We start from the raw sequence: 2,854 nt of genomic DNA, 5'->3' as shown, positions 1-2,854 counted from the left end.
GTGTCGTCGATGCTGTCCTGCACCGGCTGCGGTGGTGGCGGGGCGTGCCGGGCGGTGTTGGCATTGGCGGAGCCGTAGGCCGGCAACGGCGTGACATTGGTCGGCTGATAGCTTTGCGTTGCCGGCTTCGTTGCAGGTGCCGGCGGCGCTGTTGGACGCGGGCGGGCGGGCGTCGTGTTCACCGGCTGTGGAGCGGGTGCCTGTCTCGCCGGCGGCGGAGCGGGTTGCGGCGGACGTGGCCTTGTTGCTGCCGGGGCCGCGGTGGCCGGGACCGGCTGCAAGCCACCGTCTCCAGTCAATGCCGGCCGGCGTAGCGCCGAAAGTCGGATATCGCGCTCGACGACGACGTCAGTCGGGCCGCCGATCAGAAGCAGGTGCTCGATATCGTCACGGCGTATCAGCACCAACCTGCGATGGCTGTCGACGGCGGTGGCATCCATGACGGCCAGTCGCGTCTTGCGGTTCCGGCCACCGGCGACGAAGGTTCCGAATGTCAGGTTGCGCACCAGCTTTATGATGACGAGAACGATGACCAGCAGGACAAGCGCTGCAAACGTCCACAACAATGCTGCGGCATAACCGGGACCTGCCACGCTATCGAGCCATTGCATTGGGTTCCCCTGATCGCCCTTGGAAGTGACGAGACACTAGACCGTTGCAGCGGGCCACCGCAAGTTGCGTTTCACGCCGGTGAACAGCTAGAAAAACTCCGAAGCCCGGAAGACATCATTTTTATCCGACATTTGCCGCCCAGGCCTTTTCCGGACTAGGAGAATGTGATTCAACCCGCTAGGGGCGGGTGTCGGAACACCGGAATTCACGAGCAGGGGGCACATGGCCAAGGAAGCGCGCGGCGATTTCTATCCGGTACCGATCGTCGACCAGAATACGCGACCCGGCGCGGTCACCCGGCTTATCATTTTCATCGTCGTTCTGACGGGGGCGGCGATCGTCTTCGGGCTTTTCCGCGAGCGCCTCGGCGATCCTTTCCTGCTCGGCATGCTCGGCGTGCTGGCGATGATCGGCGTCGGCTTCCTGTTCGCGACGGCGATCGGCTTCGTGCAGGTCACGCCACGCTCGACAGGCGACGAACTGTCGAAATCCTTCGTCGATTCGATGTCGCAGGGGCTTCTCGTCACCGACACCAAGGGCCGCGTCGTCTACGCCAATCGCGCCTATGCGGATATGACCGGAGCATCGTCCGCTGCCGACCTGAAGACCGTCGAGGGATTGCTCTCGGATGTCCCCGAAGCCTCGGTGACGATCTATCGCCTGGCGTCCGGCCTGCGCGACGGCCAGTCGGGCGACGGCGAGTTTAGGCTCGCACAGTCCATTCGGCCCGGTGCCGAGCCTGGCGCCCGCTGGTACCGGGCCCGCGCCCGCGCCTTCAGCGTTCCAGGCCAGCGGCTGCCGATGCTGGCCTGGCAGCTTGCCGACATCTCGCAGGAGCGGGCCGAGCAGGAGCGCTTCTTCCTCGACCTGCAGAAGGCGATCGATCACCTCGACCACGCGCCGGCCGGCTTCTTTTCGGCCGACCAGGAGGGCCGCGTCACCTATATCAACGCCACGCTCGCCGAATGGCTGGGCATCGACCTCACCAGCTTCACGCCCGGCGCCGTGTCTCTGTCGGAGATCGTGGCCGGCGACGGCATGGCGCTGGTCCGCTCGGTCAAGGCCGACCCCGGCACCACACGCAACGCGGTGATCGATCTCGACCTGACGACCACGACGGGCGAAGCGCTGCCGGTGCGCTTCATGCACCGTGTTTCGGCCAGCCGCGAAGGATTGAACGGGCCGACACGCACGATCGTGCTCAACCGCACGCAAGGCGAGGATGCCTCTGCCGATTTGCGGGCTTCGGAAGTGCGCTTCACCCGCTTCTTCAACTCGACACCGATGGCGATCGCCGGCGTCGACCACAATGGGCGCATCCTGCGCACCAATGCGCCGTTCCTGTCGCTGTTTTCGTCTGTCGTCGATCGCGACGCCGTCGACCGTCGCGTAAGGCTCGACACGGTGATCCACGAACGCGACCGGCCGGCCTTCGCGGCTGCCTTCGAGAAAGCGCAGCAGCGGCAGGCCGACATCGAGCCGATCGACACGCTTTTGCCCGGCAACGACGAACGGCACATCCGCTTCTACGTCAACGCCGTCGCCGACGGCACCGGTGGCGAGGGCGCCGAGGAGTCGGCCATCGTCTACGCCGTCGAGACGACGGAGCAGAAGGCGCTCGAAGGGCAGATGGCGCAGAGCCAGAAGATGCAGGCGGTCGGCCAGCTTGCCGGCGGCATCGCGCATGATTTCAACAATGTGCTGACCGCCATCATCATGGCGTCCGACCTTTTGTTGACCAACCACCGTCCGTCGGACCCCTCCTTCCCCGACATCATGAACATCAAGCAGAACGCCAACCGGGCGGCTTCGCTGGTGCGGCAGCTTCTGGCCTTCTCACGCAAGCAGACATTGCGGCCGGAAGTGCTCAACCTGACCGACGTGCTCGCCGATCTCAGGATGCTGCTCGCCCGCCTGGTCGGCAACGACATCAAGCTGAAGGTCGACCATGGCCGCGACCTGTGGCCGGTCAAGGTCGATATCGGGCAGTTCGAGCAGGTGGTCGTCAACCTTGCGGTCAACGCGCGCGACGCAATGCCGGCGGGCGGCGATCTCACCGTGCGCACCCGCAATGTGACCGCCGAGGAGTGCAAGGCCTTTTCCTACCGCGAACTCGCCCCGGCGGACTATGTCGTGGTCGAAGTCGAGGACACCGGCAGCGGCATCGCGCCCGACGTGCTGAAGAAGATTTTCGAGCCTTTCTTCACCACCAAGGAAGTCGGCAAGGGCACCGGCCTTGGCC

2 protein-coding genes are annotated in these 2,854 nt (G+C 65.2%); one reads left to right on the top strand and one right to left on the bottom strand.

Translation table 11 applies throughout. The features are described 5' to 3' along the window. Positions 1-611, bottom strand: a 611-nt coding sequence (locus EN939_RS28280) for a flagellar biosynthetic protein FliO (RefSeq protein ID WP_127271014.1), incomplete at its 3' end; no start/stop codon positions are given. 223 nt (positions 612-834) lie between these two features. On the opposite strand from EN939_RS28280, the gene cckA reads away from it, so the two are divergent. Further along, a partial coding sequence (gene cckA / locus EN939_RS28275; RefSeq protein ID WP_127271012.1) for a cell cycle histidine kinase CckA occupies positions 835-2,854 on the top strand: 2,020 nt, incomplete at its 3' end.

It is taken from the genome of Mesorhizobium sp. M7A.F.Ca.CA.002.05.1.1, from assembly GCF_003998335.1.
In the GTDB taxonomy this organism is placed as follows: Bacteria; Pseudomonadota; Alphaproteobacteria; order Rhizobiales; family Rhizobiaceae; genus Mesorhizobium.
The sequence above is the reverse complement of the archived record's forward strand: the minus strand, read 5'-3'. Positions and strand labels throughout refer to the sequence as shown.